A 15,032-nucleotide genomic window follows, 5' to 3' on the forward strand; every position below is an offset into this window, starting at 1 on the left:
GGCGCGCGCCGATCATCTGCTACTCCACCAACAACACGTCGACGGCGACGCCGAGCTTCTGCTTCCGCGAGCCGACGATGATGCCATCGACCGGCGAGACGTCGGAAAAGTCGCGTGCGACGGCGAGCACGATATGGTCGTTTGCCACCAGGAGATCGTTGGTGGGATCGAAATCGACCCAGCCGAGTTCCGCCCCGCACCACAGCGACACCCAGGCGTGGGTGGCATCGGCGCCCTGCAGACGCTGCTGGCCCGCGGGCGGAATGGTGCGTAAGTATCCGCTGACATAGGCGGCGGGCAGACCGAGCCCGCGCAGGCCCGCGATCATCACATGGGCGAAATCCTGGCAGACGCCATGGCGCTTGTCGAAGACCTCATCGAGCGGCGTCGAGATCACCGTCGCCTTGGGATCGTAGCGAAACTCGGTGCGGATGCGATGCATGAGATCGGCGGCGCCGGCGAGGATTCCCGCGCCGGGCGCAAAGCTCAAAGCGGCATAGGCGCTGACGGGGCGCAGCACCGGCACCAGCGGGCTTGCAAAGACATAGCCGACCGGCGAGGACGGCCCGAGGCTGGTCGCCTCAAACGCGAGGTCGCGGATGCTCTCCCAGGCCGGGCTCGCGGCATCGCGCGCCGGCGGCTTGCGCGAGACCGACACGCGCGAGCGCGAGTCGATGCGCAGATTGCGATGCGCCGTCTCGATCACGATGCTCTCGGTCAGCGTGCCGAAGAAATCGCGACGGACATGCCGCTCGGCGGGGCGCGGACGGATCTCGACACGGTGCGAGATCAGTTCCTGGCCGTCTCCGTTCTTCGGCTCCAGCCGCAACGTGCAGCGAGCGAAGCTGACCGCGCTCTCATATTCGTAGGTGGTGACGTGCCGGATGTCGTAGATCACGCCAGCCCCGTCAGCTTTTCCGGCCGGCTGGCATTCGGGCCGTGCGGGAAGTAATGCAGCCCGATCGCCTCGGCGAGGCTGAGCAGATCCTGCTCCAGCGAGAACAGCGACTTGACCTCGAGCTTCTCGGCTTCAGCCGTGGTCAGCATCGCCTGCACGGCAAGCGCGAGCCGCTGCGGCCGCTCGATCAGGCCGTGCTCCTTCAGGCTCGGCAGCGCGGCGATGTGCTCGTTCAGGGTCGCAACCTGGAACGCCACCGACCGCGGATTGTAGCTGTCCAGCACGGCGAGGTCGCGCACCGGGGCCAGGATCGGCGCCAGCAGATAGCGCGAGCGGTAGGTGATCTGGGAATCCACCAGCGTCAGCAGGATGTCGAGATCCTCGTCACCGGCCTCGTCATAGGCGAACTGGCGCGCGAAGCGCGCGGTGTTGATGGCGCGCTCGGTGCGGCGGCCGACATCGAGGAAGCGCCAGCCGGCGGCACGATTCATGTTCTCCTGGGCAAGACCGGCAAAGCTCGCAAGCTCCTGCAGGGTCAGCTCGGCCGCGCTCAGCACACTGTCGTCATCCTCGACCTCGACGGCGAGCCGCTCGGCCATTTCGGTGATGACCTGCCAGGCATCGGGCGACAGCCGCTCGCGCAAGGACGTCGCCGTGCGCTGGGCCGCGCGCACCAGCGACAGCGCCGAGCCGAAACGCTCGGCGTTCTGCAGCGCTTCGGCGGTGACGCGTCCCGGCGTCGCGCGCGAGGCTTGGGAGATCGCGCCCCAGGCCACCAGCAGGCGCTGGATGCGCTCCGCCGATTGCAGCGAGGCCGCGGTGCCCTTGTTGGGCCCGCTCGGCGAGCCCAGCGCCCGCACCAGCCGCAGCGTCGCTTCGGCGCGCTCGAGATAGCGGCCGAGCCAGAACAGGTTGTCGGCGGCGCGGCTCGGCAGCACGCCAGCGATGCGGCGGATGCGCACCTTGTCGACCGCCGGCAGCAGCGTCGCGGTGGCGACCTTCTTCTCCGAGACGACCCAGACGTCGGCGGCGCGGGCGCCGTCGCCCATCGAGACCGCACGCGCGTCGGCCTGCTCGGCGATCCGGCAGAATCCGCCGGGCATGATGGCCCAGCCGTCGGGAGTCGCTGCCGCGAACACGCGCAGCACGAAGGGGCGCGGCGTAATCTGGCCCTGCTCCCACACCGGCATGGTCGAAAGCCGCACCACCTCCTGGCCGACATAGTCCATGCCGCGCGCGCTGATGGAATCGATCAGACGCTGGCGTCCGGCCGCGTCGAGCTCGCTCGCGAGTACCGGGCCGTTGCTATCGAACCCGGGAACGCCGCGCCCATAGGCGCCTTCGATCGCGACCTCGTCGAGCCGCGACAGCACCTCGTCGCGCGCGATGCGCTGGCCGCACCACCAGGTCGCGATATGCGGCATCTTCAGCTCTTCGCCGAGCAGACGGCGGCTCAGCGCCGGCAGGAAACCGAGCATCGCGCGCGCCTCCAGCACGCCGGAGCCCGGCATGTTGGCGACGACGACGCCATCCTTGCGCAGCACGTCGATCAGGCCGGGCACGCCGAGATGCGAGGACGCATCGAGCTCGAGCGGATCGAGCGAGTTGGAATCGACACGGCGGAGCAGCACGTCGAGCCGCTTCAGGCCGGCGACGGTGCGGATGTGAACGCGGTCGTCGCTGACGGCGAGATCGTCGCCCTCGACCAGCAGGAAGCCGAGATAGCGCGCCAGCGTCGCATGCTCGAAATAGGTCTCGCTGAAGCTGCCGGGCGTGAGCACGCCGATCCGCGGCTCGTCGCGGTCGGCGCGCGCGCGCAGGCTGTCGCGGAACGCCTCGAAGAACGGCGCGACGCGCGGCACGTTCATCGACTTGTAGAGATCGGAGAAGGCGCGCGAGAGCACCAGGCGGTTCTCCAGCGCGTAGCCCGCGCCCGACGGCGCCTGGGTGCGGTCGCCGAGTACCCACCAGCGGCCGTCGGGGCCGCGGCCGACATCGGCGGCATAGAGCGAAAGGTAGCGCCCGCCCGGCGGCGGCACGCCGCAGACGGGACGGAGATATTCGGGACTGCCGGCGATCGCGGCCGCCGGCAGCGCGCCTTCCGCGACCAGCCGGCCCTCGCCATAGATGTCGCGCAAGACGAGCTCGAGCAGCTCGGCGCGCTGGGTGATGCCGGCGGACAGCTGCTTCCAGTCGGCCTCGTCGATCAGCAGCGGCAGGTGGCTGAGCGACCAGGGCCGGTCGGCGCCGTCGCCGGGGGCGCGGTAGGTGACGCCGGCCTCGCGGAGGTGGCGGTCGGCCATGCCAAACCGCCGCTCGATCTCGTCGGGCGCAAGCGCGCCGAAGGCGTCGAAAAAGCGGCCCCAGACCGCGCGCGGGGCGCCGTCGGACCCCAAAAACTCGTCGGGGATGCCGGGCAGGCGGCGATAGTCGCGGACCCATTGCGCGAGGCGACGCTGGCCTTCGCGCTGACCTTGCGCCTTACCCGCCCTGTCGTCCTCTTCGGCTGCGCCCTCGCCCATGCGCCTCTCCCTGCCCCGCCCTCATACTCATTGCAGGAGCGGGGTCCGCAAGTCGAGGGTCAGCGGAAACTCATTTGTGCGTTCCTCGGGCGGCGGCTGCATCGGGCCCGGCGTATGGCCGTGGTCCTGGAAGCGCGCCAGCCGCCGCGCCTCGGCCTCGTAGGTGTTGACCGGCTTCGTGTCGTAGCTGCGGCCGCCGGGATGGGCGACGTGATAGACGCAGCCGCCGAGCGAGCGGCCGTTCCAGGTGTCGATCAGGTCAAACGTCAGGGGCGCGTGAACGGGAATGGTCGGGTGCAGGCCGGAGGCCGGCTGCCAGGCCTTGAAGCGGACACCGGCCACGGCTTCCCCGGAGCGGCCGGTCGAGGTCATCGGCAGGCGGCGGCCGTTGCAGGTGACGATGTGGCGCCCCTCGACGAAGCCCTCCGCCTTGACCTGGAGCCGTTCGACCGAGCTGTCGACATAGCGCACCGTGCCGCCGGCCGAGCCCTCCTCGCCGAGCACATGCCAGGGCTCCAGCGCCTGCCGCAGCTCCAGCGTGACGCCGCCATGATGGATACGGCCGAAGGCGGGGAAACGGAATTCGAGCTGAGCCAGATACCATTCCGCCTCGAACGGGTAGCCGGACTGCTTCAGCTCGGACAGCACGTCCTGAAAATCTTCCCAGATGAAGTGCGGCAGCATGTAGCGGTCATGCAGCGCCGTGCCCCAGCGCACGAACTTGCCGGATTGCGGCTCGCGCCAGAATTTTGCGATCAGCGCGCGGATCAGCAGCTGCTGCGCCAGCGACATGCGCGGATCGGGCGGCATTTCGAGCGCGCGGAATTCGACGAGGCCGAGCCGCCCCGTGGTCCCGTCCGGCGAATACAGCTTGTCGATGCAGATCTCGGCGCGATGGGTGTTGCCGGTGATGTCGACGAGCAGGTGCCGGAACAGGCGGTCCACCAGCCAGAGCGGGGTCTGGTAGCCCGGCGGTGGCACGTGGGAGAGCGCGATCTCGAGCTCGTAGATGCTGTCGTGCCGGGCTTCGTCGATGCGCGGCGCCTGGCTGGTCGGGCCAATGAACAGGCCGGAGAAGAAGTAGGACAGCGACGGATGCCGCTGCCAGTACAGCACGAGACTCTTGAGCAGGTCGGGACGGCGCAGGAACGGCGAGTCCTCCGGACTGGATCCGCCGATCACGACATGATTGCCGCCGCCGGTGCCGGTGTGGCGGCCGTCGACCAGGAAGCGGTTGGCGCCGAGGCGCACCTTGCCCGCGTCCTCATAGAGACCGGTGGTGATATCGACCGCGTCGCGCCAGCTCTTCGCCGGCTGGATGTTGATCTCGATCACGCCAGGATCTGGCGTCACCTTGATCACCTCGATACGCGGGTCGAACGGCGGCGGGTAGCCCTCGACATGAACCTGGAGCTGCATCTCCTCGGCGGTGGCTTCGAGCGCCGCGACCATTTCGAGATAATCCTCGATGCGCTCGACCGGCGGCATGAAAGCGCAGAGCACGCCGTCGCGGACTTCGACCGACAGCGCGGTCCGGACCGGGACGGACGTGTTGAGTTGCTCCGGCGGGGCCCGCGGCGGCGCTTCCGGGCGCGCTTCGAGGGTGAACACCGGCAACTTGCCGCGCGGCTCCATCGGGTCGCGCTCGACGATGTAGGGATATTGGTTGGACGGAACGTAGCCGAGCGACCCGATCGGCAGGCGCAGGCCCAGCGGGGAATCGCCCGGCATCAGGAACAGATGATTGCGTCGCAATTGCCAGCGCTCGCTGCGCCAGCGCGGCGGCGCGTTCCAGCGCTGCACCGGCAGCACGAAGCCGCGCGGCGTGTTGAGGCCCTGCTCGAACACGCGCGCCATGCGCGCGCGATCTTCCGGATTGGCCAATTTTGAGTCGGACGGATCGACGTTGACGGGAAGCTCGGCCTCCTTCTGAAGCCAGAGCGCGGTGTCCTCATAGGCCGGCATGATGTAGCCGGGGTCGAGCCCGAGCCGCAGCGCCGCGCCCTCGATGAAGACCTCGGCGTCCTTCACCTCGGCGCGGCGGGGATTTTCGATTTTCGCGATGAGATCGGCGTTCTTCCAGATCGGCACGCCGTCCTTGCGCCAATAGAGGCCAAAGGCCCAGCGCGGCAGGCTTTCGCCCGGATACCATTTGCCCTGGCCGTAATGCAGAAGGCCGCCGGGCGCGAAGCGCGTGCGCAGGCGGCGGATCAGATCGTCACCGAGCGCGCGCTTGGTCGGGCCGACCGCCTCCGTATTCCACTCCGCCGCTTCGAGATCGTCGACCGATACGAAGGTGGGCTCGCCGCCCATCGTCAGCCGCACGTCATCGGAGGCGAGATCGCCGTCGACCTGCTCGCCGAGATCGTGGAGCCGGGCCCAGGCCTCGTCGGAGAACGGCTTGGTGATGCGCGGCGCCTCGCGGATGCGCTTGACGCTCATGTCGAAGGCAAACTCGACTTCCGCAAAGCCGGCACCGCCGGAGATCGGCGCCGCCGAGCGATAATGCGGCGTGGCGGCGACCGGGATGTGCCCCTCGCCCGCGAGCATGCCGGAGGTCGCGTCGAAACCGATCCAGCCTGCGCCCGGCAGATAGACCTCGGCCCAGGCGTGCAGGTCGGTGAAGTCGTTCTCCACCTCCGGCGGTCCCTCGATCGGATCGATGTCGGGACGGATCTGGATCAGATAGCCGGAGACGAAACGCGCGGCGAGACCGAGATGACGGAAGGTCTGGATCAAGAGCCAGGCGGAGTCGCGGCAGGATCCGGCGCAGGAAGTGAGCGTCTCCTCCGGCGTCTGCACGCCCGGCTCCATCCGGATGATGTAGCTGATCTTCTTCTGCAGCTCCCTGTTCACGTCGACCAGGAAATTGACCGTGTTCGGGGCTTCGTGCGGAATCGTGTCGAGGTATTTCGCGAACAGGCGATCGGGCTTGATCGTCTCCAGATACGGGGCCAGCTCCGTCTTCAAGTCCTTCGGATATTCAAACGGAAAGCTGTCGGCGTAGGGCTCGACGAAAAAGTCGAACGGATTGACCACGGTCATCTGCGCCGTGAAATCGACCTCGAATTTCAACTCGGTCGCTTTCTCCGGAAAGACGTAGCGGGCGAGCCAGTTGCCCTGCGGGTCCTGCTGCCAGTTCACAAAATGGTTGGCCGGCGTGACCTTGAGCGAATAGCTCAGGATCGGCGTGCGCGTGTGCGGCGCTGGCCGCAGCCGGATGGTCTGCGGGCCAAGATCGATCGGGCGGTCGTATTTGTAGTGCGTGACGTGGTGTAATGCGACGTAGATCGACACGGGGTGCGATGCTCCAGCAGCTTTTTTGAGCAGAACACCTGAGGTCGGTGCGATCAAGCACTAACAACGGGCAGAGGGTGCCTAGGAAGTACCCCGTCGGTCCACGGGGCAATCGCATAAGAGACGAGAGTTTGGCGCTTCACCGCGTCATGGCCGGGCTCGTCCCGGCCATCCACGACCTTCTTGTGCGGTCCCAAAGAACGTGGATGGCCGGGTCAAGCCCGGCCATGACGACCTCATGTGAGGCGACCCTACGCTGCCGAGGTCAGCCGCTGCAGGAACTGGTTCACCTCGCGCCGCAGCGTCTCGACCTCGCCATGGACGCGTTCGGAGGCGCTGTTGACGCGGCTGGCGACGCGTCCCGTGTCGGCGGCGGCCTCGCTGATGCCGGTGACGTTGGTCGAGACCTGCGACGTGCCGGACGAGGCCTCGTGAACGTTGCGGGCGATCTCGCGGGTCGCCAGGCCCTGCTGCTCGATCGAGGTCGCGATTGCGGCGGTGATGCCGTTGATCTCGGTGATGGTCTGCGCGATCGCCTCGACGGCCGCGACCGAATTGGCGGTCGATTGCTGCATCTCGCCGACCTTGGCGCTGATCTCCTCGGTCGCCTTCGCGGTCTGGTTGGCGAGGCTCTTGACCTCGGAGGCCACGACCGCAAAGCCGCGGCCGGCTTCCCCCGCACGCGCCGCCTCGATGGTGGCGTTGAGGGCGAGCAGGTTGGTCTGCTCGGCGATCTCGCTGATCAGCTTGACGACGTCGCCGATCCGGAGCGCCGCGTCCGCAAGCGAACGGATCTCGCTGCCGGCGCGATTGGCCTCGTTCACCGCGCGCCCCGTGCTCGTGGTCGAGCCGGCCACCTGACGGCCGATATCGGCGATCGAGGATGCGAGCTGCTCGGCCGCGCTCGCGACCGTCGCGACGTTGCGCGAGGCCCGGTCGGAGGCGCTGAGCACGCCGGAGGTCTGCCGGCTGGTCTTCTCGGCCGCCGCCGCCATCTGGCCGGCGTCGGATTCGAGATCGGTCGCGGCGCCCATGAGCGTGCCTGCGACCTGGTCGAGATGCGTGCCGAACTGATTTGCGAGGTCCGCGATCTCGACTACGCGACGGCCAAGACTGTCGGTACCGGAATTGATGACGACCGCCGAGCGACGGAACGAGCCAGGCAGACCGCGCGCGAGGATCTTGCGGAAATACTTGCCGCGGCTGGCATAGTCCATCGACGCGGAGGCCTCGCGCTGGAAGGCGTCGGTGATGTCGAGCATGTCGTTGACCGACTTCTGGATCGCCCCGATCCGCCCGGCCTGCCGGCTGCTGAGAATGCGCGCCTCCAGATCGCCGCGCGCCGCCTTGCGGCAGACGTCAGCAACCTCATCGACGGCCACCGCCGTGCGCTGCTGGCACCAGACGGCGTAGCCGAGCAACGCGACCGTCGCGCCCGCCAATGCCGCGCCGGCGATGCCGGTCACGCCGAGCAGCGAAACGGCGAATGCAACGACGGCAAGAACACACGCGAGCGCGGTCGCTCCCTGCGCCTTAGAGAGAGAGCACAAATTCATCGTAACCGACACCCTGTTGCTTGAGCAGTCCGACCATCGCATCGAAGCTGGCATGCATGCCGTCCTTGGCATTGGCATGCCGCGCCTCTTCGGCGCACAGCGTCTTGTAGATCGGCTTGATGCGTTCGATCTGCGCCGGATCCGGCTTGCGGCGATTGGAGTGATAGCCGACGATATTGCCGCGCTCGTCGAAGGTCGGCGTGACGTGGGCGAACACCCAGTAATGGCTGCCGTCCTTCGCCAGATTGACGACGTAGGCGAAGATCTCCTGCCTGGACTGCAGCGTGTCCCACAGCAGCTTGAAGACGCAGCGCGGCATGTCGGGGTGGCGGATCATGCTGTGGGGCTCGCCCATCAGCTCTGCGTAGGAATATTTCGCCATGCGAATGAAGACGTCGTTGGCGTAGGTGATGCGGCCCTTGAGATCGGTCTTCGACACGATCAGTTCCTCTTCACCGAGGAAATCCTCCACGCCGGTAGGCCGTATCGCTCGCGTCATCGTTGACGTACCCTTTCGAAGGGCAACGCCTCGAAGAAGTGGAGCCCGCATCGCCATCGGAATACGGCAGAATGTATTAATCATGCGTGACCGCGGGAACCCGTGCGGCTACAAGGCGCCTCCGTAAATTTACGGACGCCTCCCGCTGATCCTGCGTATTTCCGCGGCGAAGCGCGCTGGACGCAATTACATCGTCGCGCCCAGCACCCAGGGAGCGAACTCGGCGCCGCCGAAATCGAAGCTCTCGCTCTTGGTCGGCTGGCCGGAGGCGGTCTTCAGAATCAACTCGAAGATGCGCTGGCCGCATTGCTCGACCGTCTCCTCGCCTTCGAGGATGGTGCCGCAATTGACGTCCATGTCGTCTTCCATGCGCTTGTACATGGGCGTGTTGGTGGCGAGCTTGATCGACGGCGCCGGCTTGCAGCCGAACACACTACCGCGGCCGGTGGTGAAACAGACCAGATTGGCGCCGCCGGCGACCTGCCCCGTGGCTGCGACGGGATCGTAGCCGGGCGTATCCATGAACACGAAACCGCGCTTGGTCACGGGTTCTGCATAGCGCAGCACGTCGACGAGATTGGTGGTGCCGGCCTTGGCCATTGCGCCGAGCGATTTCTCCAGGATGGTGGTGAGGCCGCCGGCCTTGTTGCCGGGGCTCGGATTGGCGTTCATCTCGGCGCCTTCGCGCGTCGTGTACTCGTCCCACCAGCGCATGAGATCGACCAGCTTCTCGCCGACCTCGCGGCTGACAGCGCGGCGGGTGAGCAGGTGCTCGGCGCCGTAGGTCTCCGGCGTCTCCGACAGGATGACGGTGCCGCCGTGACGCACGATGAGATCGCTGGCCGCGCCAAGCGCGGGATTGGCCGATACGCCGGAATAGCCGTCCGAGCCGCCGCATTGCAGCGCCACGGTGAGCTCGCTCACGGCGACGCTCTCGCGCTTCACCTTGTTGGAGTCAGCGAGGGCCTCGCGCACGAAGGCAATGCCGGCTTCCACCGTCTTGCGGGTGCCGCCGACCTCCTGGATGTCCATCGCGCGCAGGCGGCCGGCGAGCTTCTGCTCTTCCATCAGGCCGCCGATCTGGTTCACCTCGCAGCCGAGACCGAGCACGATGACGTGGGAGAAATTGACGTGCCGCGCATAACCGCCGAGCGTGCGGCGAAGCAGCGCGAGCGGCTCGTTCTGCGTCATACCGCAGCCGGTCTTGTGGGTCAGCGCGACCACGCCGTCGACATTGGGGAATTCGGCCAACGGATTGTCGCCGGTGAAGGGATTCTTCTTGAAGACGTCGGCGACGAGGCTCGCGACATGCGCACTGCAGTTCACCGAGGTGAGGATACCGATATAGTTGCGCGTGGCGACACGGCCGTCCGGGCGGCGAATGCCCTCGAAGGTCGCCGGCAGGTCGAAGTTCGGCGTCGGCTTGACGTCGACGCAATAGGCGTAGTCCTTGGCGAAGTCGCCCATGCCGCAGTTCTGCACGTGCACGTGCTGGCCCGGTGCGATCGGAATGGTCGCGAAGCCGATGATCTGGCCGTAGCGCTTGATGGGTTCGCCCACCGCGATCGGCTTGATCGCAACCTTGTGGCCGGAGGGAATGCGCTCGACCGTCGTCACGCCGTCAGCCACCAATGTGCCAGGCGGCAGGCTCGCGCGCGCAATCAGCACGCCATCATCGGGATGCAGGCGAATGACGGGGCTGATGGTCATGGGAGGTCTCCTTGGGTCTTCAACTATCGTGCCCCGGACCCAGCGCAGCGTGAAACGATGCGCTGGGTCCGGGGCTCAGTTGTCACGTCATGTACTTCGCAGGCCTCCGGGTCCCGGCTCCGCGAAGCGGCGTTACACGCCGCATCGCGTCCGGGACAGGAGACCTTACGCCTTGCCGCCGGAATCCTTGCGGGTCGCATTGACCTGCATCTTGGCGTAAGTCGCCATCAGGCCGACTTCGTTCGAGAGCGTCACCAGCTTGAAGCCCATGTTGATGGCGCGCGCCGCGCCTTCGGCGCCGCTGCAATGGATGCCCGGGTTGAGGCCGCGCTTGCCGCATTCCTTGATGATCTTGTCGTAGATCGCGAGGATCTCGGGCTCGGTGCGGTCGAGCTTCGGCTCGAGGCCGTAGGAGAAGCCGAGGTCGGACGGGCCGATATAGACGCCGTCGATGCCCTCGACGTCGAGGATCGCTTCCATGTTCTCGACCGCGGTCCGGGTCTCCATCATCGGAAGCAGCACGATATCGTCGTTCGCCGTCTTCTGGTAGGAGCCAGCGGTGCCGTACATGCCGGCGCGGATCGGACCGTTGGAGCGCACGCCCTTCGGCGGATATTTGGCATAGGAGACGAGGTTCCTGGCCTCCTGCGGCGTGTTGACCATCGGGCAAATCACGCCATAGGCGCCGCCGTCGAGCACCTTGCCGATGATGCCGGGCTCGTTCCAGGGCACGCGGACCATCGGCGTGACCGGATGCTTGTCCATCGCCTGGAAGCACTGCACCATCGACAGATAGTCCTGCACGCCGTGCTGCATGTCGACGGTGACGCTGTCGAAGCCGCATTGCGCGACCATCTCGGCCGAGAAGCCGGAGGGAATCGCCAGCCATGCGTTGACCACGGCCTTGCCCGACTTCCAGATTTCCTTGACCTTGTTCGCCACGTTGCCTTCCTTCTTTGTTGTTGGGGTCTTCGGCACCACGCCGAACGCCGCGACAGCACGACCCTGTTGTTAGCGCCAACCTGACCGCCGCGCTACGCTCGCAATGACGCAAGACCTATGCGCTCGCCCACTGGGTGCGGACCTCGACGGCGGCGACAGTATCGCCGCCCGGGTTCATCCGGCAAGGGGATGCCAATCCGGATTGTGACCCCGGACGGAACCCTCCGGTTAAGCACTCACCTTGGCATGGCCGCCGAGATAGGCGGCGCGGATGGCTTCGTTACCCCAAAGCTCGTCGGGCTTGCCGCCGAGCACGATGCGGCCGGTCTCCAGCACATAGCCGTAATCGGCGACCGACAGGCCCATGCGTGCATTCTGCTCGACCAGCAGGACCGTCGTGTTGCGCCGGATCTCGGAGATGATCTTGAAGACGGCCTGCACGATGACAGGCGCAAGGCCGAGTGACGGCTCGTCCAATAGCAGCAGCCGCGGCTTGGCCATCAGCCCGCGCGCCACCGCCACCATCTGCAGCTGGCCGCCGGACAAGGTCCAGCCGAGCGCGTCGGCGAACTTGCGGATGTCGGGGAACAAATCGAACATCGCATCGGCCTCGCGCGAGATCTCCGAGGTCGAGGCCCGGCGATTGGACGCGCCGAGCATGATGTTCTCTTTCACCGTCAGCCCCGGAAAGACGCGGCGGCCTTCGGGCACGTGGCTGATGCCCATGCGGACGATCGCTTCCGGGCCGAGGCCCGCGATCGACTTGCCGTCGAACAGGATGTCGCCCGAGGTCGGCTTGGCAAGGCCGGAGATCGCGCGCAGCGTCGTCGACTTGCCGGCGCCGTTGGCGCCCAGCAAGGTCACGACCTGCCCCTCCTCCACGGCGCAGGTGATCCCGCGCAGCGCTTCGATCTCGCCGTAGCGCACGACCAGATTGCGGATTTCGAGCAACGGCATCATTCGCTCCCGAGATAGGCGGAGACGACGTCCGGATGACGCAGCACGGCCATGGATTCGCCGTCCGCGATTCGGCGTCCGAAGTTGAGCACCGTGATGTGCTGGGCGGCTTCCGAGACTAGCGTCATGTCGTGATCGATGATCAGGATGGTGAGGCCCTGCGCCGCGATGCGCTTGAGCAGCTCGTGCAGCTCGAGCTTCTCGGTCGAGTTGAGTCCCGCCGCGGGCTCGTCGAGCAGCAACAGCGTCGGGTTCGATGCGAGCGCACGCGCGATCTCGATCAGGCGCTGATGGCCGTAGGAGAAGCTAGAGATCAGCTCGTTGGCGCGGCTGCCGAGGCCGACGAAGGTCAGCGCCTCCATCGCGCGTTCGGTCAGGGCGTCGTCGCCCTTCCCGACCATGGTATTACCGGGCCGCTCCGCGCCGATCTCGACGTTCTCCAGCGCCGTCATCGAACGGAACAGGCGGATGTTCTGGAACGTACGGCCGAGACCAGAGGCCGTGCGCCGATGCGGCGGCATGTTGGTGATGTCGGTGCCGTCGAGCACGATCTTGCCGGCCGTCGCCTGGTAGAGGCCCGAGAGCACGTTGAGCGTCGTGGTCTTGCCCGAGCCGTTCGGCCCGATCAGCGCATGCACGCCGCCGCGCTTCACCGCGATATCGACGCCGTCGACGGCCTTGAGGCCGCCGAAGTGCTTCGACAGGCCGGTGACCTCCAGCACGAAGTCGCCGCCAATTGTCGCCGGCTTCAGATGCAAGGCGCCCGCCACCGGAGGCGCTGCGCTCTTGGCGCGCCAGCGTGCAAACGCGTCCGCGGCGAAGCCCCAGATGCCGTCGGGCATGAAGCGGATGATCAGGATCACGAACAGGCCGTAGATGGCGAGGTAAAGGCCCGGCACGCTCTTGAGAAAGCGCAGCCATTCCGGGATCAGGATCAAGAGGCCCGTGCCGATCGCCGAGCCGATCGGCGAGGCTACGCCGCCGAGCAGCGACATGGTCAGGAACACGATCGATTCCGCGAAGGAGAACTGATCGGGGCTGACATAGGCGAATCCGCCCGCGAAAAGTCCGCCCGCGAGGCCGCCGAGCAACGCACAGAGCGCAAACGCATAGATCTTGGTGCGGAAGACGTCGATGCCGTTGACCCCGGCCGCAAGCTCGTTGTCGCGCACCGCGCGCATGGCGCGGCCGAGCTTGGTGTCGGAGAGATGCCAGACCAGATAGCCGACGATCGCCAGCATCGCCACGCAGAAGGCGAGATAGCTCTGCGACGACTGGAACAGGTCGGGCCGCTTGATGTTGGAGACGCCGTCGGGGCCGTGTGTCAGCCAGATCGCGTTGATCATCACCAGCGTGACGATCTGCTGGAACGAGATCGTGACCATCGCGAGGTAATGACCGCCGAGCCGCAAGGTCGACATGCCCAGAAACGCGCCCGCGAGCAGTGAGATCACGCAGCCGCCGGCGAGGCACAGCCAGAAGCTGACATGCAGATCGTTCGTCCCGATGCCGACCGCATAGGCGCCGAGCCCGAAGAACGCGGCCTGCGCCAGATTGATCTGGCCGCACAGGCCGAGCACCACCGAGAGCCCGAACACGGCGATCGAGAACGTGGTGGCCTGCAGCAGGATGTTGTGAACGTATCCGTCGAAACGCATGTTGGCCGCGAGCGCGACCAGGATCGCTGCGCCGATGAAGTACGGCAGGTGCCGGACCACGAGCGGTTTCGAACGGATGGCGGGCGCCGGAATCGGCATGTTGTCGCTGGGTGCGCTCATGCCTTTTCCGCCACGCGTTCGCCGAAGATGCCTTGCGGCCGGAAGATCAGGAAGGCGACCAGAACGAGGAAGGCGAAGCCGTCCTTGTAGGGCACCGAGATATAGGCCGCACCAAAGGTCTCGATCACACCGAGGGCGAGACCGCCGATGATGGCGCCGGCGACATCGCCGAAACCGCCGATGATGGTGGCCGCGAAGGCCTTGAGCGCGATCGTCGAGCCCATCTGGATCGAGACGAACAGCACGGGCGCGACGAGAATGCCGGCGAGACCGCCGAGCACCGCCGAATAGATGAAGGTGATCATGATCATCGTCGAGACGGAGATGCCGAGCAGCGAGGCCATCTCCTTGTCCTGCGAGGTCGCCTGCAGCTTCTTGCCGAGCAGGGTCTTCTCGAAGAACCAGAAATTGAAGATCACGAGGCAGATGGTGACGCCGATGATCAGGAGGTACTGGCTGTCGAGATAGACCGGGCCGACCTGAATGCCGGGCGTCTCGAACCAGCCTTCCAGCACCTGCGGCTGCGGGCCGTAGATCGCGAGCACGGAATTGGCGAGCAGGATCGAGGCGCCGATGGTGGCGATGATGACAGGCAGATAGGTGCGGTGGCGCAGCGGATAATAGACGCCGAGATTGAAGACCACACCGAGCAGCGCCATGCCGAGCAGCGCGACGATGAAGGCCGCCCAATAGGGCAGACCAGCTTCGATCGCGACCACCATCAGATAGGCCGCGACCATGGAGAATTCGCCCTGGGCAAAATTCACCACGTTGGTGGCACGGAAGATCAGCACGAAGCCGAGCGCGACGAGCGCGTAGACGGCGCCGATGCCGATGCCGGTAAAAAGGAGCTGTAGGGCAAGATCCATGACA

10 protein-coding genes are annotated in these 15,032 nt (G+C 66.5%); all 10 read right to left on the reverse strand.

Annotated elements, in window-relative coordinates:
* Positions 1-19: 19 nt before the first annotated feature.
* The 10 genes from WHZ77_RS23510 to WHZ77_RS23555 all read right to left on the reverse strand — a co-directional run bounded on the left by WHZ77_RS23510 (position 20) and on the right by WHZ77_RS23555 (position 15,028).
* Entirely contained in the window at positions 20-898 is an 879-nt protein-coding gene (locus WHZ77_RS23510) for a transglutaminase N-terminal domain-containing protein (RefSeq protein WP_375310124.1), read from the reverse strand.
* Complete coding sequence (locus tag WHZ77_RS23515) at positions 895-3,420, reverse strand: circularly permuted type 2 ATP-grasp protein (protein ID WP_375310125.1); 2,526 nt, start codon at positions 3,418-3,420, stop codon at positions 895-897. Before WHZ77_RS23515 ends, WHZ77_RS23510 begins: the two co-directional genes overlap by 4 nt.
* A gap of 27 nt (positions 3,421-3,447) precedes the next feature.
* A complete protein-coding gene (locus WHZ77_RS23520; protein WP_375310126.1) occupies positions 3,448-6,717 on the reverse strand; it encodes a DUF2126 domain-containing protein in 3,270 nt (1,089 codons plus the stop codon).
* A 251-nt stretch (positions 6,718-6,968) separates the two neighbouring features.
* Entirely contained in the window at positions 6,969-8,273 is a 1,305-nt protein-coding gene (locus tag WHZ77_RS23525) for a methyl-accepting chemotaxis protein (RefSeq protein WP_375310127.1), read from the reverse strand.
* Positions 8,251-8,772 (reverse strand): PAS domain-containing protein, encoded by a 522-nt coding sequence (locus WHZ77_RS23530; RefSeq protein WP_375310128.1) that lies wholly within the window; start codon positions 8,770-8,772, stop codon positions 8,251-8,253. The genes WHZ77_RS23525 and WHZ77_RS23530 overlap by 23 nt, the downstream gene beginning before the upstream one ends.
* Positions 8,773-8,958: 186 nt before the next feature.
* A complete protein-coding gene (locus WHZ77_RS23535; RefSeq protein WP_375310129.1) occupies positions 8,959-10,482 on the reverse strand; it encodes a UxaA family hydrolase in 1,524 nt (507 codons plus the stop codon).
* Positions 10,483-10,647: 165 nt separating this feature from the next.
* Positions 10,648-11,424, reverse strand: coding sequence for an HpcH/HpaI aldolase/citrate lyase family protein (locus tag WHZ77_RS23540; RefSeq protein WP_375310130.1), 777 nt, complete (start codon positions 11,422-11,424; stop codon positions 10,648-10,650).
* A 228-nt stretch (positions 11,425-11,652) separates the two neighbouring features.
* Complete coding sequence (locus tag WHZ77_RS23545) at positions 11,653-12,381, reverse strand: ABC transporter ATP-binding protein (RefSeq protein WP_375310131.1); 729 nt, start codon at positions 12,379-12,381, stop codon at positions 11,653-11,655.
* Positions 12,381-14,159 carry an ATP-binding cassette domain-containing protein gene (locus tag WHZ77_RS23550; RefSeq protein WP_375310132.1) on the reverse strand — a complete coding sequence of 593 codons (1,779 nt, stop codon included), beginning with the start codon at positions 14,157-14,159 and terminating at the stop codon, positions 12,381-12,383. Before WHZ77_RS23550 ends, WHZ77_RS23545 begins: the two co-directional genes overlap by 1 nt.
* Positions 14,156-15,028: a branched-chain amino acid ABC transporter permease gene (locus tag WHZ77_RS23555; RefSeq protein WP_375310133.1), complete on the reverse strand. Its 873-nt coding sequence runs from the start codon at positions 15,026-15,028 to the stop codon at positions 14,156-14,158. Before WHZ77_RS23555 ends, WHZ77_RS23550 begins: the two co-directional genes overlap by 4 nt.
* Between the last annotated feature and the right edge of the window lie 4 nt (positions 15,029-15,032).

This window comes from Bradyrhizobium sp. A5, assembly GCF_042076515.1.
GTDB lineage: Bacteria > Pseudomonadota > Alphaproteobacteria > Rhizobiales > Xanthobacteraceae > Bradyrhizobium > Bradyrhizobium cosmicum.

What these genes read in the sequence shown, in the direction of transcription:
- WHZ77_RS23515 (WP_375310125.1), bottom strand. Translation starts at nt 3,420, where the DNA reads ATGGGCGAGGGCGCAGCCGAAGAGGACGACAGGGCGGGTAAGGCGCAA.
- WHZ77_RS23525 (WP_375310127.1), bottom strand. Translation starts at nt 8,273, where the DNA reads ATGAATTTGTGCTCTCTCTCTAAGGCGCAGGGAGCGACCGCGCTCGCG.
- WHZ77_RS23530 (WP_375310128.1), bottom strand. Translation starts at nt 8,772, where the DNA reads ATGACGCGAGCGATACGGCCTACCGGCGTGGAGGATTTCCTCGGTGAA.
- WHZ77_RS23535 (WP_375310129.1), bottom strand. Translation starts at nt 10,482, where the DNA reads ATGACCATCAGCCCCGTCATTCGCCTGCATCCCGATGATGGCGTGCTG.
- WHZ77_RS23545 (WP_375310131.1), bottom strand. Translation starts at nt 12,381, where the DNA reads ATGCCGTTGCTCGAAATCCGCAATCTGGTCGTGCGCTACGGCGAGATC.
- WHZ77_RS23550 (WP_375310132.1), bottom strand. Translation starts at nt 14,159, where the DNA reads ATGAGCGCACCCAGCGACAACATGCCGATTCCGGCGCCCGCCATCCGT.
- WHZ77_RS23555 (WP_375310133.1), bottom strand. Translation starts at nt 15,028, where the DNA reads ATGGATCTTGCCCTACAGCTCCTTTTTACCGGCATCGGCATCGGCGCC.